This is a genomic window from Micromonospora sp. U21 (assembly GCF_018070045.1).
Classification (GTDB): domain Bacteria; phylum Actinomycetota; class Actinomycetes; order Mycobacteriales; family Micromonosporaceae; genus Micromonospora.
The window spans coordinates 87952-104980 of sequence record NZ_JAGPYK010000015.1 but is presented as its reverse complement, the minus strand read 5'-3'; the positions used below and the strand labels follow the sequence as shown (position 1 = coordinate 104980).

Genomic DNA, 17029 nt, shown 5'->3' with positions numbered 1-17029 from the left:
AAGTGCGGATATGCGCGGCGGAGGGCGCGTAACCGGAGGGCGCCCGCACATCTTTGGATGCGGATGGTTTGTCTGCGGGGGGAACCCTGTGACAAACCATCCGCATCTGCCATGAGAAATGCGCTGGAGAGAAGCGAAACGAGGATGACCTTGGTGAAGTGGCGCGGTGTGGGACGCTGGTTGACGAGTGGGGCGCTCGGGCTCGCGGTGATCGCGGTGACAGGGGCTTGTGGCGGGGGTGGATCCGAGTCGGAGGCGGATCAGTCGTCGATGCTCGCGGGTGCGAAACGTCCCTTCGATCTCTTTCTCGGTGAAGAGCTTGGACTGATCGACTGGGCGCGCATCAAACTCACCGACAAGTGTGTGGCGTCCCGGGGCTATCCACAGGTGTTGCAAGGCGCACTGGAGAAGCCGTACAACCCGTTCTACTATTTGGCCGCCGACTACGACGGCCTGGGACCCATGACTGAGGAGCAGGCCCGCCGGTCCGGGTTTCGCGAGGACAGGCCCCCTACCCCGACCTCGGTGGTGAGTTCGGACAAAAACTTCGATGCGGTCAACGAGCGGTGCTTGAAAGAGGCATCGAAGGCCCTCGGCGGCGCCCAGGAGACCGTCAACTCCTACGCAATGCTAGGTAATGACGTGTACGAGGCCTATCGGGCCGAGATTAACGAGCTTCTCGAACCGCAGCGGGCAAAGATCGCCGATTGCCTGGAGGATAAGAAATTCAAGTTCGACCGGCAAGGTTACGTCAAGGAAGACGACCTCACTTCTTTTGGCCTGCCTCCCGGGCGCTACGAGGGCGGCGACAATCCCCTCAACTGGAAGCCGAAGCGCGTCCCCGGAACGGTCGAGGTGAGTCCGCCGTGGCCGGCCCAGCGCTACATTCCGAGTCAGCAGGAGTCCGACCTCGCAGTCGCGATGTTCCGATGCTCCCAAGAGGTGGGCGTCCGGCAGGCGTTCGACGAGAAGAGCACCGAGATCCAGCGGGCGATCGTCGGGCGGTACGAAGCCAGGTTCGCCGAGATGAATCCGAAAATCGAACAGGCGGCTCGGCGGGCCACGGAGCTAGTGAATCAGTGACGGACCGTGATATGCCCAGTCAACCTGCGCCTTCCTCGCCTAGGCGGTTCCGCCGCCTCTGGCCCGTTCTGACTGCCGTCTCCACGATGACGGTGCTCCTGGTGCTGGCCACGATCGTGGTAGCGCCAGGTCTCCGGTCGCCGGAGCAGGCGGCGGCCGAAGCTCTACCGCCGTCACCGTCACTGGTGACGGCAGCCGCTGAACGTCGCGCTGTCACCGAACCCGCAATCGTCAGGGGCAAGGTCGTCGTCGGTGCCAGCGTCAAGGTCCTGCCGCCGCCGGGCGCGGCCGGTGACTCAAGCGTTGTGACCGCGGTCCATGCCAAGAAGGGACAGAGGATCAAGGTCGGCCAAGTCCTTCTGGAACTTTCCGGCTCACCGGTGTTCGCGATGGTGTGGCGCTTTCCGTCTTATCGGGACATCACGCCGGGCATGAAAGGCCCGGATGTGCGGGAGATGCAGACCTCCTTACGGCGCTTGGGTTACCGGTCCGGGGTGGCGGGAGTTTTCGATGCACGGACCCAGAAGGCTCTCACCGGGTTCTACAGCGATCGTGGCTATACGGCGCCGCGCGCCGAGACGGGAGCGGAGACGGGAGCGGAGACGGGAGCGGAACCGAGCCAGTCCGAGGGGGTGGCGGCTGCCGCCCCGGACACGGTTTCGGCGCCGCAGCCAGGCGTCATGCTGCCCAAGTCGTCCGTGGTCGTCCTCGCCCGCGACAACCACAAGGTAACGAAAGTCGCAGTCAAGGTGGGTACACGGCTCAGTCAGTCGGATGACGTCCTCTTCGAGTTGGACGGCGCGGCGAGTGGGATCACGGCTATCGCCACCAAGACTCAGCTAGGCTCTGTCGTCGAAGGGCAGTCAGGCGAGGCGTACGACGATCTGACGGGCGAGACCCGGAAGGTGACCGTGGTAGCGATCGGTCAGGAGCCCGTGACCGACGCTGATGGGAATTCCGGCTTCCCGATCCGGCTTAGTTTCGCCGGTTCACCGCTGAATGCCCCGAACCGGTCGTTGAGAATCACCCTCACCAACTCCGACGAGGCCAAGTTGGTATTGGCGGTGCCGGTGACGGCGGTGTTCTCAAAGCCGGACGGAGACACGTTCGTCACGTTAGCGGAGAGTGGCAAGGCCGGGCCGGACATCGCGGTCAAGGTGGGAAGGACCGCCGGAGGCTGGGTGGAGATCCTGGAGAGCGCGCCATCTGGCCGTCTGCAGCCCGACGTTCATGTCGTCGTGGGCTTCGACAGAACCGTTCATCCGTGAGTGCCACGGCTTGTCTGCAACTCAAAGACGTCGAGCGAGTTTATGACGATGGCCACCCGATCCATGCCCTGCGACCAACTGACCTCGATATATTCGCAGGTGATTACGTCACGATAACAGGGGCGTCGGGATCCGGTAAGTCGACCCTGCTCAACATCCTCGGATTGCTGGACCGTCCGACCGCCGGGTCTTACCAATTCGGTGGGATTGACATAGCGGCGGCCGGCGAGAAGGTGAGAGGTGCGGTTCGCGGCCAGAAGTTCGGATTTGTATTCCAGTCCTACCATCTCGTGCTTCGGCGAAGCGCGCTGGAGAATGTGGAACTCGGCATGCTCTACGGCCCGCACCGGGCGCGGAGGCGGCGGGACGTCGCTGCGGAGGCTTTGGAGCGAATCGGACTGTCGCATCGCATGCACGCTGACCCGCGTCAGATGTCGGGTGGTGAGCGGCAACGGATCGCAATCGCCCGTGCCATCGCGACCAGACCGTCCGTGCTGTTCTGCGACGAGCCAACCGGGAATTTGGACAGTCAGAACACGGCAAACGTGCTCGACGTCCTTCAGGAACTGCACCGGGATGGCCTGACGGTCGTGGTCGTCACGCACGACGCCCATGTCGCTTCGGTAGGCACGCGTCGACTCTCGGTGACCGACGGCCGGGTGCGGGAGGAGCAGAGGTGAGGCGCCGGAACAACGCCCGGGTTCTCGAGGCGCTCGGAGTGCGCGTTGCCAAGCTCCGCGGGGTCGACCTGATCCGAGAATCGTGGATCTCGATCGCGGGCAACCCCGGCAGGTCGCTCGTGACGGCGCTCGGCACCGTGCTCGGAGCAGCCGCGTTCGTGTCGACCCTCGGACTCAGCTCGACGCTTGGGCGACAAGTGTCCGCGGAGTTCGACGTCTACCGGGCGACCGAGGTTGTCGTACGCGCCGAGGACGCGCAGGTCTCGCGTGAGTGGCAGGAATCCGAGAAACTCGGGGTGCTTCGCTCACTCAACGGTGTCCAGGCCGCCGGCGCACGAGTCTCGCTCTTCGAGCGGCGGGTCCAGCGCACGGCAGCGCTCGGTGGTGATACCGCCTCTGCGCGAATCGTCGGGGCTGACCCGGAGGCGCTGAAGGTCATCCAGCCAAGACTCACCACCGGGCGCCTGCCGGACCAGTTCCACGAGGAGACCGCGGCGAAAGTCGCCCTGCTGCCCAAGACCATTGCCGACAAGTTGGGAGTGCAGCGTACCGGGGTCGCGGTCTTCGTCGATGATCAGGCGTACAGCGTGATCGGGATCTTCGATGAAGTTGAGCGCAGCCCGGAGGCGATGATCTCGCTTCTCGTTCCGTTCCGCGTAGCGGAGGAACTTTCCTTCGGCATCAGTGCCGACCAAGTGGATCGCGAGGTGCTCATCGAGACTGCGCCCGGTGCCGCCCAGTACATAGGGCGGCAGGCACCGCTCGCGCTCCATCCCCAGAGCCCGGAGTCATTGCGGGCGATCGCGCCACCGGACCCGATGACGCTGCGTCGTAGCGTCGAAGGAAACGTCACCAAGTTGAGTCTTCTGCTGAGCATCGTCGCCCTCGCGATCGGTACCGTCTCGATCGGAAATGCGGCGAGCGCAAGTATCGCCGCGCGAACGTCCGAGATCGGCCTGCGCCGTGCGGTGGGCGCGCGGCCCGTGCATGTGTTCGCGCAGCTCTTGGGCGAGACCACGGTTCTCGGCTTGGCGGGCGGCCTGGCGGGTGCCTTCCTGGGGGCCACCGTCACGGTAGGTGCCTCGTTGTGGAACGGGTGGCAACCGGTGATAGATCTGAAGCAAGCCGTGCTCGCAACGGCGGTCGGTGCCGCCGCGGGCCTGATCGCTGGGCTGATTCCTGCGTTGAAGGCGATGCGGATCGAGCCGGTGGCGGCGCTGCAACGGTAGCCGGTGGGTGGTCAGCCCCGATGCCGGTGACGCCCGCACGGACAGGTCGAGTCGACGTACACGGTTCCGGTGGAGGCGCGCGGCAGGTGACCGGGGCGTGCGCCGAACGAGAAGGACGGGCTCCTCCCTGAGGGAAGGAGCCCGTCCTTGCTGTCGCGGCGTGGCCCGGAGTGCCTCATCGCCCTGGTCGGCGGTACCCGGGTCAGCGCGGGCGGGGAAGCCTCCGCGCCTTTTCGCGGCGCGCCGGCGTCGCCGGGTCGGCGACCACACCAGCGGTCTGCATCCGGAACTTGGTCTGCCCGCTGATATCGAATCGGGCGGCGACGCTGGCCAGGACCTTGTCGCCCGGCCGGGTGACGATTTCGAAGTGCGAGGTCTTAATCGGGGTTAGGTCACCGCCCCACACGACCGTGCCCTCACAGTCGGCGAGGATGTCCCGCACGATCGCCTCGTGGTGCGGCCACAGCCGCTCGCTGCCGGCGACCGGGTAGGCGGTCGGGTGCAGGGCGATGGCGGTGCCGGACAGGTAGTTCGACTCGAATTCCGCCAGGACCGCGCGCCGCGTGGTGTGCCCCGTGATTCCTCCGCCTTCACCGGTGTCCAGTGGGGCGATCTCGTAGTGCCAGCGGCGGGCGACGTGCAGCAACACCGCAGCGGCACGGCCCTGTCGCAGTGCAACCGTGGCGTTCGATCCCTCGACCCGGTAGGTCGTGATGGCGGCAGGGTCGATCTTCCAACCATTGGCGGACACTCCACGTGTCCAGCGCGCGGGGCCTTTGCCCGCGGCGTTGGCCGGCAGGCTGGGCGCGAGAGCGAGGACGCCGGTGCCGGCGGCGGCCCCGAGGAGACTGCGTCTGGTTACCATGTGGATTCCTAACTAGTCGCTGAGGGCGGACACGCCGGGGTCACTACCATCGCGCCAAACGTTGTGGTCCAGTCCCCAGTTCGACTGGAACATGTACTCCTTGATCTGATTGAACGACCAGTTCGCTGGCAGGGGGTAACCCAGGTTGCCGGAGAAGCCCCAGGACATGCCGGAGACCAGGGACCAGCGGGCGCCGACCTCGTGCGAGATGCGGCTGCACACGTTGCGGGACCCGTAGACACCAAAGGTGTACGGGTTGCCGTGATTAGTCAACAGCGTCTTGACGCCCTCGAAGTACGGTTTGATGTTGCTGTCGATCTCCGAGTCCATCGCGTCGTAGTCGACGGCGAAGTAGATGCAGGTACCGGCCGGGATCCGGTGTTCGAGCGACTTCTGATAGGCGATCCAAGCCTGGTCGAACCCCTTCTCGTACGTGAAGTTGAACAACTCCCGGCCGTTGTACTGGAAGATCGGGAAGAACCTCATTCCCGCGTTGAGAATCGTCTGCGGCTCGCCGGGCTTCAGCGCCTTGCCGAGGTAGTACGGGTCCGTGGGCGGCAGATGCTCGTCGAGGTAGCGCCCGACGATCCGGTAACCGGCGGCCTTGAGTGCGGCCGCGCGGGTGGCGGTGATCTCGGTGATGCAGTCGCAGCCGGTGGCGGGCCGATCCGTGTCACCGCTGGAGACGAGTAGTTGAGCCCACGTCGTGTAGTCGTTGTGCCCTGTCACGGGAATCTGCGAGAAGCGCTGGAACGCCTGCACCCAACTCAGGTGGGTGCTGGTCAGCGTGTCGGTGCCGATATCCTCCGGGCGGTACATCAGCGGCACCTGGGGGTTGCCCGGCAGCATGGTCGGCGAATTGAAGTAGCAGGCCGAGCGGAACAGATATCTCAGGTCGCCGGTGAGCGTTCCCGAGCCCCTTCCTCTGAGGCCGGACTGGGTGCCGGGACCGAAGTATCCGTTGATGGAGTTGAGCGCGATGCCGATCTCGTACTGGACCGCCATCATGAAGCCCTGCTGGACATCCCGGGAGTAGATGCCGTCGCAGGGAACCAGGCCCATCGCGGGAATGCGGACTCCGGCGACGTAGCGTGAGTTGAGCCTTTTCTGCACGTTCTGGATATTGATGTCACCACCCGGTACCAACTGGAATTGGTCCATCCGCATCAGCGCCTTGACGATGTGCGGCCACATCCCCGCCTGGTTGTACGTCAGGCCGGCGTCCCGGTAGAGCTGCTCGAGTGAGGATTGTGAGGCGGTGTTCCAGAGGAAGTAGTTCGTGGAGGCCCAGTATCCCTTGCAGAACAGGGCGCTGTTGTAGATGCGGACCAGGTTCGGCTTCGGCTCGTTGCCGGGCAGGGTGTTGCGCTGCTTGACAGCCTCGAACGTGCCGGGTCCGAAGCTCTGGACCGTCGGGGAAATGCCAAGCTCATGCTGGAGCGCCTGGGTCAGGGAGAGCACCGTGGACCATCCGGTCTTCCCGTTCTCCGGGCACGAGATGTATCCCGGAGCACTCGCGTACGTGGCGTTGACCCATTTCTGAGCCGCGTACACGTGGACGTCGCCAGCGCCGATCCAGGGTGCCGCCGGGTCGATGGTTGATCCCGGCTTTGCGTACATGTGGAGGTGGCCGGGGCACTGGGTGTCGTATCCGAAGGAGTGCGGGTAGATCTGGAGGCCGGTCCTCCTGGGGGCCTCCTCGCGAAGGTGTTTGATGAGCGCCCGGTACGCCTGCAGCATGGGTTCGCTCGGAGTGTGGTTCAACCGCATCAGGGCGCAGATCGAGTAGAATCCCGCGTTGCGGCCCAGTCCGTTGATGTATCCCGGAGCGTTCGCCTCGCCGCGCTCGTAACCCCGGCCTTCGTAGATGTTGCCGTGCTTGCAGATGAGGAAGTTGTATCCGATGTCTCCCTCGAAGTCGTCATTGCTGGTGTGCATGTCGTATACCGCGGCCACATCGCGGCGGCAGTCTTCTTCCGTCGGGTAGTCGTTCTCCTCACCACCGCCTCCGCGATAGTGGATGAACACCCCGCCGACCGGGTTCCATTCAGGATTGCTGCTCGGTATGGGCCCGTAGATTGCATGGTCGCGTTTATCCGCGGGTACATAGGGGGCCCAGGTGGCACGACTGTTGATGGTAATCGGCATTGCTCCTCGTTTCACCCAAGAATCGAGTCAGTAGGGGCAGGGGAGGCGACGGAACCAGTCGCACGCGTGGGTCATCAGTTGCAGATCCGCAGGTGGTGCCGGCCTGTTGATCGGCAGAATGCCAACCCAATGCTCACGCAAGGGTTGGCCGAAAGTGAATTGTCTTCGGCGCGACAAGGGAATGTTAGTACAGGATCTACGACGGCGGGGGGCGACAGATCGGACATTCCATGGCATTCACGTGAGGTGATCCGAGCCTGAGGAATTCTGACCGCAGAGGGCGGTGGGACGTACGACAGGGTGCCCGAGGTCTGAGAGGTCTACGGTTCCGAGGCATCGTCGGCCCCCGATGGGCGATCCCGCGCGTTTGTGCGGCGGTGACCAGCGCTCTATCATTTCCTCGATGAGCACCAGGACCGAGCGAGACGGTTCGAGACTTCGCACCTGGGTGACAGCGCCCCGAGTCGTATGGGTCGGGACTGTCGTGGTGGTGCTCCTCCTGACCCTTCCGATCCACATCCTCGGGCCAGGAGATCACGAGCAGAAGTCCTGCGGGAACGCGTTGAGCATGGATCTGGATTACTGGACAGGGCCGTCGGACGGGAACTACTGGGAAAAGGCGTACCGGACGTGCAACTCCAAGCGCACCGACCGGCTCGGCCAAGCCCTCGGCGTCGTCTCGCTGACAGTCCTCGCCGCCACACTCCTCGGTGCGGGTACCCGTCGGAGAAGTGTTAAGGAGTCCTGAGCCGGTAGGGGCACGCCGGTTCAGGCGGTGGCGAAGGCGGCGCGGCGGCGGGCGTCGACCTCCGCGGCCAGCTCCGGGGCCCGCTCCAGCGCCTCCGGGTGGCCGCAGCCGGCCAGCCAGTTGGCGAGCATCAGGTGGCCGCCCTCGGTGAGCACCGACTCCGGGTGGAACTGCACACCCTCGATCGGCAGCGTACGGTGCCGCATCGCCATCACCACGCCGGAGCCCGTCCAGCCGGTGACCTCCAGCTCGTCGGGGAGCGTCTCGGGCAGCACGGCCAGTGAGTGATAGCGGGTGGCGGTGAACGGGTCGGGCAGACCGGCGAGCACACCGACCGAGTGGTGCCGCACCTCGGAGGTCTTGCCGTGCAGCAGCTCGGGTGCGCGGGTGACGGTCGCCCCGAACGCCTCGCCGATCGCCTGGTGGCCGAGGCAGACACCGAAGATCGGCAGCTGGCCCGCGTACTCCCGGATGACGTCCAGGCAGATGCCGGCGCGGTCGGGACTGCCCGGCCCCGGCGAGAGCAGGACGCCGGCCGCGCCCACCCTGCCCACCTCGGCGACGTCGATCTCGTCGTTGCGGCGGACCTCGCAGTCCACCCCGAGCTGGCCGAGGTACTGCACCAGGTTGAAGACGAACGAGTCGTAGTTGTCGATCACCAGGACGCGCATGGTCACCTGTCCGGGGAGGGCGGCGCGGAGTTGTTCCGGTCGGTGTCGTAGGGCAGGTCGTGCTCGTCGCCGGCCGGGGTCTCCCCGGTCACCGCGTCCCCGCCACCCGGGGCCCCGGGTACGCCGGAGTCCTGGGTGACCTGCACGTCGTCGAAGGGCAGCAGCGGCTCGGCCCACGGGAAGGCCACGTACCAGAGCAGCGCCACCGCGGCGGCAACGAGCAGCACCGAACCGGTCAGCTTGCCGGCCAGGCCGAACGGTAGTTTGCGCCAGATGAACGCGTACATCGGTCAGCCTCCCAGCTCCGTCGGGCGGCCCGCCGACTTGGGTTGGGTCCGGTCCAGCTCGGCGTGGATGATCAGGCGCTGGTAGTTGTCGAACTTCGGGTTGCAGGTGGTCAGGGTGAGCATCCGCTTGGTCGGCTTCTTGTCCGGTTCACCGGGGACCGGCGCCACCACCTCGACCTGCGTCGGCTTGACGATCCGGGACTGCGACACCCGGTAGACGTACCAGTCGGTCTTGCCCTCGACCACGATCGCGTCGCCGTCGTCCAGCTCGTCCAGCCGCCAGAAGGTGGCCCGGTTGCGGTGGCCGGCGACGGAGAAGTTGCCGACCTGTCCGGGCAGCGCGCTGGTCGGGTAGTGGCCCGGGGCGTACCGGATGTCGGCCTGGGTGACGCCCTCGACCACCACCCAGTTCTTGTCGAGCTTGGGGATGTGGAGGCCGGCGATCGGCTTGCCGCGCACCGGCGGCGACGGTTTGACGCTCGGGGTGGCCGACGGGGCGACCGTGGGGTCGTCGGTCGGGCCCCACGCCTGGGCGAGTTGCTGGCTGAGGTCGTTCTGGTGGGCGTCGACGATGGCCGACTTGCCCCAGACCTCGTAGCCCGCGAAGAGCAGCACCACCAGGCCGAAGGTGATCAGGACCTCGCCGCTGACCCGGATGCCGGTGCGCAGCCGGGAGGCGAGCGAGGGGCGGGTCAGCTCCGAGTAGACGCTCCTGTAGCCCTCGCCGGTATGGTGTGGCCGCAGTTGCACCATCCGCTCGCCGCGTCGGGGCCGCGGTGGCTCGGCGGGACCGTCGCCGGCACCGGCCGGTTCGTCGGTGGTCGCCGTGCGGGGGACGGCACCCATCAGCGCCGTCGAGTCCATGGCCGGTGGCCGGGACGACGGCCCGGCGGGCACGGCCGGAATCAGCGCCGTCGCGCCCGGGTCGGCGGCGCGGTCCGGCCCGGCTGGAGCGGCCGGGGAGCCGGTGGCCCGGGTGGGCCCGGCGCCGACCTTGGGGATGAACGCGGTGGGCGCTTCCACACCGGCAGCGGTCGGGGTGCTGGGAGTCGTCGGCCGCGTCGAAGGACCCGGAGTGGCCGGCCGGGTCGGCGTTCCACCGGGCGTACCCGGGTTGGTCGGGGTGGTGCCAGGCCGTCCCGGCGTGCCGCCGCTCACCGGCGGGCGGACGGACGGGGCGCTGGGCGGCGCCGGCGGCCGGATGGAGGCGTTGCCGGGTCCGGCCGGCCGGGCCGGTCCCTGGTCGGGGTCGGCGGTCGGTCGACCGGGGATGGCAGCGGGGGGACGACCGGGCTCGCCCTGCGGGCCCAACCCGTGCGCGGCCCCAGGCCAGGGCGGAGGCGCGCCGGTGCCCGGGTAGCCCGGACTCTGCGGCGGGTCGGGTCGGCCGGCGCTCGGCGGGGCCGGCCGGTCGGTGCGCGGAAGGTGGCCGGCGCGGCCGGCCGGCGGGGTGGTCGACCGGTCGCCCTGGGGAGGCCCGGCGACCGGAGGCTCGGGTGCGGCCGGTGGGCGCGCCGCCCGGGGCCGGGTGGGCAGCACCGGATCGGGCCAGTTGCCGGCCAGGCCCGGCCGGTCCGCCCTGGGCTCGGGCCGGTCGACCTTCGGCAGGAACGCTGTGGGTTCGTCGGCCTGGTCCCGGTGTCGTCCGTCGCGCCGGTCGTCCGGGCCGCTCACCTGGGCACCGTCGCCGAGCGCAGGGCGGTCGAGTCCTCGAATGCCGGGACTGTCACCGCGGAGACGGTCTCCTCGTACCCGAGCTGGTAATCGTCGACTGCGTCCTTGAACAACCGGACTCCCTCAGAGCTGGCGAGGGCCTGCTGGAGGGCAGCGGGATCGCCGATTGCTACGATCTTGAACGGTGGGGAGTACACCCGCCCGTGCAGCAGCAGGGTGTTACCGACGCAGCGTACCGCGCTGGTCGCCAGCACGCGGACGTTCATGATTGACATGGCCTCCGCCCCTCCGGCCCAGAGAGCGTTGACCACCGCCTGCACGTCACCCTGGTGCACCACCAGGTCGTCGTTGCTGGCGTCCGTGGGGGTCTGGTCGCTGCGTCGTGGCGGCGCGTCGTTCAGCTCCACCGTCACCCCGGCGCCGGCCAGTGCCGTGAACCCGGCGGCCTGGAGGCTGCCCTGGGCGCGGTCCTGCTGGGCCTTGATCGGGCTGTCCGAGTGGGCCAGCGCGTCGGTCCGCTGCTCGACCTCGCCGCGTAGTGTGGCGGCCCGGCGCTCGCTCGCCGCAACCTGCTCGCGGCGGTCCTCGATGAGCTGGTTGAGCTGGGGCCGGCGGTCCTCTCGCAGGGCGGTGCCGCCGGCGGTGGTCGCGGTGGTGGTGAAGAGCAGCCCCGCTGCGGCGGCGATCAGGGGCACCCCGATCGACCAGCCTGGTCGGCGTTGACGCGGTCGCCGGGGCAGCAGCCCGGCACCGGCCCGTCGAAGGACCTTCTGCCAGGAGGCGGCGCCGGATGTGTACTCCACCGAGCGTTCCTTCCGCGTTTCGGGGATCGGTCCGTCCCGGCTCGGCCGGTGATGGGAACAGTCCCGCCTTTTTCGGTCACTCCGCGCACCGGCCTGACCCCATTCGTGGTCCGGGCGGGCGTTCCGGACTACGCTAGCTTTTGAACATTATTGGCCATGGACCGTCGCCCCCGCGCCCGGTTGTCAGGCCGGACGAGGTCGTCACCCCTCTGGAGAGCGTCGTGCCCAAGTCTCAGGTCCGCAAGAAGAAGGTGTACACCCCGCCGACGGACGTCCGTCCGACGACGGCGCCATCGTCGCGCAAGCCTAGCCCGGTGTGGCTTCCGATCACCGCGGTGGCATTGATCGTCGCAGGCATCGGTTGGCTGGTGGTCTACTACCTCTCCGAGCAGCAGTACCCGGTCATGGCGTGGGGTTACTGGAACCTCGCGGTGGGCTTCGGCGCGATGGTCGCCTCACTGGCACTGCTCTCCCGCTGGCGCTGAGCCGGCCCGGCCGGCGGGTCGCCACGCCGGAGGATCCACGTCACCCCACGGAGCCCCTGCCCGGCAGGACCGGGCGGGGCACCCTATGGTGTCCGCAGGGCGGCGTGGCCCGCTGCGAGATGACTCACGTTACTGCTGGGTAACCTTGCGCGTAGGCTGCACTGCATGACCGAGCGGAGCGAGGTCATCGACCGGTCCGGTCGCAGGTGCGGCAGCGGCGCGACGCTGGCTCCGTCCTGACCCGGCCCCCGGTCGCCGAGCCGCTCGACAGGCAGCAGACCGGGGAGGCCAACTCGATGGGCAGCGTCCAGATCGTCACCACGATCCTCGCGGCCGCCATCACCGCCGTGGCGGTGTGGCTTGCGGCACGCGCGGTCCTCAAGATGGTGGCAGTCATCCGGCTCGGGCAGCCCGCGCCGGAGCGGTTCACCGACAAGGTCAGCCGTACGAAGACCATGCTGGTGGAGACCGCCGGCCACACCCGGATGCTCAAGTGGGGCGTGGTGGGTGCGGCGCACTGGTTGGTGATGGTCGGCTTCATCGTGCTGTCGCTGCTGGTGCTCGAGGCGTACTTCGAGGTGGTCACGCCGACCGGTGGCCTGCCGATCATCGGGCACTGGGTGGTCTTCGGGCTGGCCACCGAGATCATCGGCGTCCTGGGCCTGGTCGGCATCCTGGTGCTGATGGCGATCCGGCTGCGCAACCGGCCGACCCGGCCGGGCGGACGGTCCCGGTTCACCGGCTCGACCATGTGGCAGGGCTACTTCGTCGAGTGGATCGTGCTGCTGGTCCTGATCTTCGGGTTCGTGATCCGGGGCTTCAAGGTCGCCACCGACCACTTCGAGTACCCGCTCTGGGCCACCCCGGTCAGCCACGCGGTCGGCGCGGTGCTGCCCGACTGGCAGGACGGGGCCAGCGTCGCCGCCCTCATCAAGATCGTCATCTCGATGACCTGGCTGATCGTCATCTCGCTGAACGTCACCATGGGCGTCGCCTGGCACCGCTTCCTGGCGTTCCCCAACATCTTCTTCAAGCGCGAGCCGGCCCGGCCGGCCGGCTCCGGCCTCGGCGCGCTGCGCCCGATGACGAGCCAGGGCAAGCCGCTCGACTTCGAGGAGGCCGACCCGGAGAAGGACCAGTTCGGTGTCGCCCAGGTCGAGCAGTTCAGCTGGAAGGGTCTGCTGGACTTCAGCACCTGCACCGAGTGCGGTCGCTGCCAGTCGCAGTGCCCGGCCTGGAACACCGGCAAGCCGCTCTCGCCCAAGCTGCTCGTGCTGAGCCTGCGCGACCACGCGTACGCCAAGGCGCCCTACCTGCTCGCCGGTGGCGGCAACGACCTGACCGGCGAGGAGAAGGCCACCGCGGCGCAGCTCGCGCACCTCGACGTGCTGGCGCTGGCCGAGGCCGACCGTCCGCTGATCGGCACCGCCGAGGAGGGCGGCGTCATCGACCCGGACGTGCTCTGGTCCTGCACCACCTGTGGTGCGTGTGTCGAGCAGTGCCCGGTGGACATCGAGCACGTGGACCACATCGTCGACATGCGCCGCTACCAGGTGCTGATCGAGTCGAGCTTCCCCTCCGAGGCCGGCGTGATGCTGCGCAACCTGGAGAACAAGGGCAACCCGTGGGGCGCCCCGCAGAACACCCGCGAGGACTGGACCAAGGGCCTCGACTTCGAGGTGCCCCGGGTCGGCGAGGTGGACGACTTCGAATACCTGTTCTGGGTCGGCTGCGCCGGCGCGTTCGAGGACCGGGCCAAGAAGACCACCCGCGCCGTGGCCACCCTGCTCAACGAGGCGGGCGTCGAGTTCGCCATCCTGGGCGAGGGCGAAACCTGCTCCGGTGACCCGGCGCGGCGGATCGGCAACGAGTTCGTCTTCCAGATGCTCGCCCAGCAGAACGTGGAGACGCTCAACGAGGCGTTCGAGGGCCGGGAGAAGGCCAAGCGCAAGATCGTCGCTACCTGCCCGCACTGCTTCAACACCCTCGGCAACGAGTACGGCCAGCTCGGCGGCGAGTTCGAGGTGGTACACCACACCCAGCTGCTGGCCCACCTCGTGTCCACCGGCAAGCTCACCCCGGTGCAGCCGGTCGACGGCGGAGTCACCTACCACGACCCCTGCTACCTGGGCCGGCACAACCGGGTCTTCGCTGCTCCCCGCGAGGTGCTCGGGGACGCCATCGAGGGCGAGATCACCGAGATGCCGCGCAACAGCGAGCGCTCCTTCTGCTGCGGCGCCGGCGGCGCCCGGATGTGGATGGAGGAGAAGATCGGCAAGCGGATCAACGTGGACCGGGTCGAGGAGGCCATGGCCACCGGAGCGAAGACGGTCGCAGTCGGCTGCCCGTTCTGCTCGACGATGCTCAGCGACGGGGTCAACGGCAAGGGCGCCGGCGAGCAGGTCGAGGTGATCGACGTGGCCAGCGTGCTGCTCCGCTCGGTCAAGCCGGAACGATCGCAGGGCGGTAAGGAGGCTGCGCCGGTCGCCGGCTGAGCCGCGTACCGCGCAGAAGCACCGGACGGCGGTGGCACCCACGGGGTGCCACCGCCGTCGTCGTGGCAGGGGCGATGGCGGCACCGGGACCATCTGCGGGCACCGGGGACCGCCTCCGTCGCCGGTCAGCCGGACCGGCCGGTGGCCGGGCATCCGCCGTGGCACAATCGCGCCGAGGTGAGGCGAACATCGACGGGATTCTCCTGACCACGCTGCTGCCCCTGGTTGGCTTCGCTGCGTTGACCGCCGGCAACGCGTTCTTCGTCGCGGCCGAGTTCGCCCTGGTCACGGTCGATCGTGCGGAGATCGATCGCCGTGCCGCCGCCGGCGACCAGGCCGCCCTGACGGTACGCACCGCGCTGCGCGAGCTGTCCTTCCAGCTCTCCGGGGCACAGCTCGGCATCACCATCACCGCGCTGCTCACCGGCTACCTGGCCGAGCCGGCCCTGGCCCGGATCTTCTCCCCGCTGCTGCGGCCGGTGGCCGGGGACAGCACCGAGCGGTTCACCCCGTTCCTGGCGCTGGCCCTGGCCACCCTGATCTCGATGCTCTTCGGCGAACTGGTGCCCAAGAACGCGGCGCTGGCCCGGCCGATGCCGGCCGCGCTGGCCACCGCCGGCCCCATGCACACCTTCTCCCGGACGTTCGGCTGGGTGATCCGGGGATTGAACGGCTCGGCGAACCGACTCGTCCGGGCGCTCGGGGTGGAGCCGCAGGAGGAGCTTCGGAGTGCCCGCTCACCGGAGGAGCTGGGCCTGCTGGCCGCCATCTCCGCCCGGGCGGGGGCGCTGCCCACGGACACCGCGATGCTGCTGCGCCGCACCATCCGCTTCGGCGACAAGCGGGCGGCCGAGGCGATGACCCCCCGGGTGGACGTGGTCGCGCTGCGCGCCACGGCCACGGTGGCGGCGTTGCTCGAGATGTCCCGGGAAACCGGACGGACGCGGTTCCCGGTGTACGAGGAGACCCTGGACCTGGTCACCGGTGTGGCGGGGGTGCCGGACGCGCTCGGTGTGCCGCTGGCCGCCCGGGCGTCGACCATGGTCGGCTCGGTGGCCCGGGAGCCGGTGTACGTGCCGGAGAGCCTGGACCTGGACGGCGTGCTGGCCGCGCTGAAGGCCGCCGGGGCCGACCTGGCCATCGTGGTCGACGAGTACGGCGGCACGGACGGCGTGGTGACCATCGAGGACCTGGTCGAGGAACTGGTCGGGGAGATCGCCGACGAGTTCGACCCGGCCAGTGTGGACGACGCCGGCCCGGTCGAGCTCACCGTGCCGGGCGGGGAGCGCACCGTGCTGGTCGACGGGGTGCTGCGCTCCGACGAACTGGCCGAGCAGACCGGCTTCCGGCTGCCCGAGGGGCCGTACGAGACGCTGGCCGGGTACCTGATGGCTCGGCTCGGGCACATCCCGCTGGCCGGCGAGACGGTCGAGGCGGGTGGCTGGGAGTTCACCGTGGTGGAGGTGGAGCGGCACCGGATCGAGCAGGTCCGGGTGCTGCGCCCGGCGGAGCCGGACGACGATGACTGAGCTGCTGGTGACCGTGCTGCTGCTGCTCGGCAACGGGTTCTTCGTGGGCAGCGAGTTCGCGCTCATCGCGTCCCGGCGTACGGTGATCGAGCCGCTGGCCGCCGACTCGAAGCGGGCCCGCTGGGCCCTGTCGGCGATGAACCAGATCCCCCTGATGATCGCTGGGGCGCAGCTCGGCATCACGGTCTGCTCCCTGGGCCTCGGGGCGATCGCCGAGCCCGCGCTGGCCCATCTGCTGGAGTCGCCGTTCCACGCGATCGGTCTGCCCGAGCGGGCGGTGCACCCGGTGGCGTTCGTGCTGGCGTTGGGCGTGGTGGTCTTCCTGCACACGGTGGTCGGCGAGATGGTGCCGAAGAACATCACGCTGGCCGGTCCGGAACTCTCCGCGCTCTGGCTCGGCCCGGCCATGCTGGCGTTCTGCGTGGCCACCAAGCCGCTGCTGCTGGCGATGAAGTGGGCGGCCCGGCAGGTGCTCGGGTTCTGGCGGATCGAGGCGTCCGAGGCGGTGAAGACGGTGTTCACCGCGGAGGAGTTGGCCGGGCTGGTCTCCCAGGCGCGCACCGAGGGGTTGCTCGACGCGGAGCAGCACGCCCGGATCACCGGCGCCCTGGCGCTGCACACCCGGACGGCGGCGGACGCGTGGCAGCCGTGGTCGACGGTGGTGACGGTGGCCGAGGACGTCTCGCCGGCGTCGCTGGAGGTGCTGGCGACCCGGACCGGCCGGTCCCGGTTCCCGGTGGTGCAGCGGTCCACCCGGCGGGTGCTCGGTTTCGTGCACGTCAAGGACGTGCTCGGGTACTCCGGCCATGCTCGCCGGGCACCGGTGCCGGCGGAGGTCTACCGGCCGCTGGCGGTGGTGCCGCCGGAGCGTACGCTCGCCGATCTGCTGCTGGCCATGCGCCGCGAGCGGAGGCACATGGTGCTGGTCAGCGACGGCCGGCGCCCGCTCGGCGTGGTCACGCTCGACGACGTATTGACCGCAATCGTTGGTTGATGGGCCGATACCCTTGGTGTGCAAGCAGTTGCGTGACAGTGACGGTGACGCCTCCCGCCTTGATTCCGGT

15 protein-coding genes are annotated in these 17029 nt (G+C 68.5%); 9 read left to right on the top strand and 6 right to left on the bottom strand.

Going from position 1 to position 17029, the window contains the following annotated elements:
* Window positions 1–144 precede the first annotated feature (144 nt).
* The 4 genes from KBX63_RS20385 to KBX63_RS20370 all read left to right on the top strand — a co-directional run bounded on the left by KBX63_RS20385 (window position 145) and on the right by KBX63_RS20370 (window position 4260).
* Window positions 145–1083 carry a hypothetical protein gene (locus KBX63_RS20385; RefSeq protein ID WP_210912994.1) on the top strand — a complete coding sequence of 313 codons (939 nt, stop codon included), beginning with the start codon at window positions 145–147 and terminating at the stop codon, window positions 1081–1083.
* 86 nt (window positions 1084–1169) lie between these two features.
* On the top strand, window positions 1170–2351 hold the full coding sequence (locus KBX63_RS20380) for a peptidoglycan-binding domain-containing protein (RefSeq protein WP_210912992.1): 1182 nt from the start codon (window positions 1170–1172) through the stop codon (window positions 2349–2351).
* Window positions 2348–3031, top strand: a complete 684-nt coding sequence (locus KBX63_RS20375; RefSeq protein WP_307871773.1) for an ABC transporter ATP-binding protein — start codon at window positions 2348–2350, stop codon at window positions 3029–3031. The genes KBX63_RS20380 and KBX63_RS20375 overlap by 4 nt, the downstream gene beginning before the upstream one ends.
* Window positions 3028–4260, top strand: coding sequence for an ABC transporter permease (locus KBX63_RS20370; RefSeq protein ID WP_210912990.1), 1233 nt, complete (start codon window positions 3028–3030; stop codon window positions 4258–4260). The genes KBX63_RS20375 and KBX63_RS20370 overlap by 4 nt, the downstream gene beginning before the upstream one ends.
* Window positions 4261–4462: 202 nt before the next feature.
* Here the strand turns inward: KBX63_RS20370 and KBX63_RS20365 are convergent, their stop codons facing one another.
* Together KBX63_RS20365 and KBX63_RS20360 are read right to left on the bottom strand one after the other, a co-directional pair.
* The gene (locus KBX63_RS20365; RefSeq protein ID WP_210912988.1) at window positions 4463–5125 is read right to left on the bottom strand and encodes a hypothetical protein; all 663 of its coding nucleotides are present in this window, start codon (window positions 5123–5125) and stop codon (window positions 4463–4465) included.
* Between the two features lie 12 nt (window positions 5126–5137).
* Window positions 5138–7273 (bottom strand): glycoside hydrolase domain-containing protein, encoded by a 2136-nt coding sequence (locus tag KBX63_RS20360; protein ID WP_210912987.1) that lies wholly within the window; start codon window positions 7271–7273, stop codon window positions 5138–5140.
* A gap of 403 nt (window positions 7274–7676) precedes the next feature.
* Between KBX63_RS20360 and KBX63_RS20355 the strand changes: the two genes are divergently transcribed.
* Window positions 7677–8021: a hypothetical protein gene (locus KBX63_RS20355; protein WP_210912984.1), complete on the top strand. Its 345-nt coding sequence runs from the start codon at window positions 7677–7679 to the stop codon at window positions 8019–8021.
* A 20-nt stretch (window positions 8022–8041) separates the two neighbouring features.
* On the opposite strand, the gene KBX63_RS20350 is transcribed toward KBX63_RS20355, so the two are convergent.
* From KBX63_RS20350 to KBX63_RS20335, 4 genes are read right to left on the bottom strand one after another with little or no spacing between them, the layout of a single operon-like run.
* Complete coding sequence (locus KBX63_RS20350; RefSeq protein ID WP_210912983.1) at window positions 8042–8692, bottom strand: aminodeoxychorismate/anthranilate synthase component II; 651 nt, start codon at window positions 8690–8692, stop codon at window positions 8042–8044.
* A gap of 2 nt (window positions 8693–8694) precedes the next feature.
* Window positions 8695–8979: a hypothetical protein gene (locus KBX63_RS20345; RefSeq protein ID WP_210912981.1), complete on the bottom strand. Its 285-nt coding sequence runs from the start codon at window positions 8977–8979 to the stop codon at window positions 8695–8697.
* A 3-nt stretch (window positions 8980–8982) separates the two neighbouring features.
* Window positions 8983–10653, bottom strand: coding sequence for a class E sortase (locus KBX63_RS20340; protein ID WP_210912979.1), 1671 nt, complete (start codon window positions 10651–10653; stop codon window positions 8983–8985).
* Complete coding sequence (locus KBX63_RS20335) at window positions 10650–11456, bottom strand: DUF881 domain-containing protein (RefSeq protein ID WP_210912978.1); 807 nt, start codon at window positions 11454–11456, stop codon at window positions 10650–10652. The genes KBX63_RS20340 and KBX63_RS20335 overlap by 4 nt, the downstream gene beginning before the upstream one ends.
* Window positions 11457–11677: 221 nt before the next feature.
* Between KBX63_RS20335 and KBX63_RS20330 the strand changes: the two genes are divergently transcribed.
* The 4 genes from KBX63_RS20330 (at window position 11678) to KBX63_RS20315 (ending at window position 16959) form a co-directional block, all read left to right on the top strand.
* Window positions 11678–11941 (top strand): cell division protein CrgA, encoded by a 264-nt coding sequence (locus KBX63_RS20330; RefSeq protein WP_210912976.1) that lies wholly within the window; start codon window positions 11678–11680, stop codon window positions 11939–11941.
* A gap of 296 nt (window positions 11942–12237) precedes the next feature.
* The gene (locus KBX63_RS20325) at window positions 12238–14436 is read left to right on the top strand and encodes a (Fe-S)-binding protein (protein ID WP_210913095.1); all 2199 of its coding nucleotides are present in this window, start codon (window positions 12238–12240) and stop codon (window positions 14434–14436) included.
* Between the two features lie 215 nt (window positions 14437–14651).
* Window positions 14652–15965, top strand: coding sequence for a hemolysin family protein (locus KBX63_RS20320; RefSeq protein ID WP_210913093.1), 1314 nt, complete (start codon window positions 14652–14654; stop codon window positions 15963–15965).
* On the top strand, window positions 15958–16959 hold the full coding sequence (locus KBX63_RS20315) for a hemolysin family protein (RefSeq protein WP_210912974.1): 1002 nt from the start codon (window positions 15958–15960) through the stop codon (window positions 16957–16959). The genes KBX63_RS20320 and KBX63_RS20315 overlap by 8 nt, the downstream gene beginning before the upstream one ends.
* The last annotated feature ends 70 nt before the right edge of the window (window positions 16960–17029 follow it).

Coding starts and splice junctions, on each gene's coding strand:
- KBX63_RS20360 (WP_210912987.1), bottom strand. CDS start 7,273: ATGCCGATTACCATCAACAGTCGTGCCACCTGGGCCCCCTATGTACCC.
- KBX63_RS20350 (WP_210912983.1), bottom strand. CDS start 8,692: ATGCGCGTCCTGGTGATCGACAACTACGACTCGTTCGTCTTCAACCTG.
- KBX63_RS20345 (WP_210912981.1), bottom strand. CDS start 8,979: ATGTACGCGTTCATCTGGCGCAAACTACCGTTCGGCCTGGCCGGCAAG.
- KBX63_RS20315 (WP_210912974.1), top strand. CDS start 15,958: ATGACTGAGCTGCTGGTGACCGTGCTGCTGCTGCTCGGCAACGGGTTC.
- KBX63_RS20325 (WP_210913095.1), top strand. CDS start 12,238: ATGGGCAGCGTCCAGATCGTCACCACGATCCTCGCGGCCGCCATCACC.
- KBX63_RS20355 (WP_210912984.1), top strand. CDS start 7,677: ATGAGCACCAGGACCGAGCGAGACGGTTCGAGACTTCGCACCTGGGTG.
- KBX63_RS20380 (WP_210912992.1), top strand. CDS start 1,170: ATGACGGTGCTCCTGGTGCTGGCCACGATCGTGGTAGCGCCAGGTCTC.
- KBX63_RS20385 (WP_210912994.1), top strand. CDS start 145: ATGACCTTGGTGAAGTGGCGCGGTGTGGGACGCTGGTTGACGAGTGGG.
- KBX63_RS20365 (WP_210912988.1), bottom strand. CDS start 5,125: ATGGTAACCAGACGCAGTCTCCTCGGGGCCGCCGCCGGCACCGGCGTC.